3 protein-coding genes are annotated in these 852 nt (G+C 67.3%); all 3 read right to left on the bottom strand.

Annotation, left to right across the window (positions count from 1 at the left end; genetic code table 11):
• On the bottom strand, nucleotides 1–252 hold a 252-nt coding region (locus tag AC1D1G_RS45625; protein WP_477956989.1), incomplete at its 3' end, for a biotin carboxylase N-terminal domain-containing protein.
• 26 nt (nucleotides 253–278) lie between these two features.
• Nucleotides 279–545: an acyl-CoA carboxylase epsilon subunit gene (locus tag AC1D1G_RS45620; RefSeq protein WP_265148198.1), complete on the bottom strand. Its 267-nt coding sequence runs from the start codon at nucleotides 543–545 to the stop codon at nucleotides 279–281.
• Nucleotides 542–852, bottom strand: a 311-nt coding sequence (locus tag AC1D1G_RS45615) for a carboxyl transferase domain-containing protein (RefSeq protein WP_452593318.1), incomplete at its 5' end; no start/stop codon positions are given. The genes AC1D1G_RS45615 and AC1D1G_RS45620, both read right to left, overlap by 4 nt.

The raw sequence follows: 852 nt of genomic DNA, 5'->3' as shown, positions 1-852 counted from the left end.
GGGGTGGATGGCGTCGGCGCCGGACTTGGCGGCGGCGTCCAAAATTTTGTCGAACACCAGGTAGGACTCGGCGGAGGTCTGCCCGCCGAGGGCGAATGCTTCGTCGGCCAGGCGCACGAACGGGGCGTCGGCGTCGGGTTCGGCGTAGACGGCGACGCTGGCCAGGCCGGCATCGGCTGCGGCCCGGATCACCCGCACTGCAATCTCACCGCGGTTCGCGACGAGCACCTTGGAAATACGTGCACTACTCATCGAAATGTCTTCCCTTTTCTACAGTTTCAGTAGCCTGCGTTGACCAGGACGGCAGCGGCGGCTACTTGCCGACGCAGAATGAGGGCGGGCGTGCCCCACGAATCGTTATCGGACGCGGGCGCTTCCGCCGCGGAACCGGACGAGGCGATCGCAGCGAACACTGCGAGCACCGCGGCGATGTCCGTGTCGCTCGGGTTGCCCGTGAACGTCACGGCCGGCGCCGCCGGCGGCTCTTCAGTGATGCCGGCGCCCAGCTCGTCGAGCACCTCGTCGACTACCAATTCCGCGGTCATAGCGGAATGTTCCCATGCTTCTTGGGCGGGAGGGTGACCATTTTGCGTTCGAGGAGGCGCAGGGCGGCCACGATCTGTCCGCGGGTGTGGGACGGGGGGATGACGGCGTCGACGTAGCCGCGTTCGGCGGCGACGTACGGGTTGACGAGGGTGTCTTCGTATTCCTGTTGCAGTTGCAGGCGCAGGGCGTCGACGTCGTCGCCGTTCTTGGCGGCCTCGAGGAGGCGTTTGCGGTAGACGAACCCGACGGCGCCGGAGGCGCCCATGACGGCGATCTGGGCGGTGGGCCAGGCGAGGTTGACGTCGG

The sequence above is a fragment of the Rhodococcus sp. P3_B8 genome, from assembly GCF_056402775.1.
The sequence above is the reverse complement of the archived record's forward strand: the minus strand, read 5'-3'. Positions and strand labels throughout refer to the sequence as shown.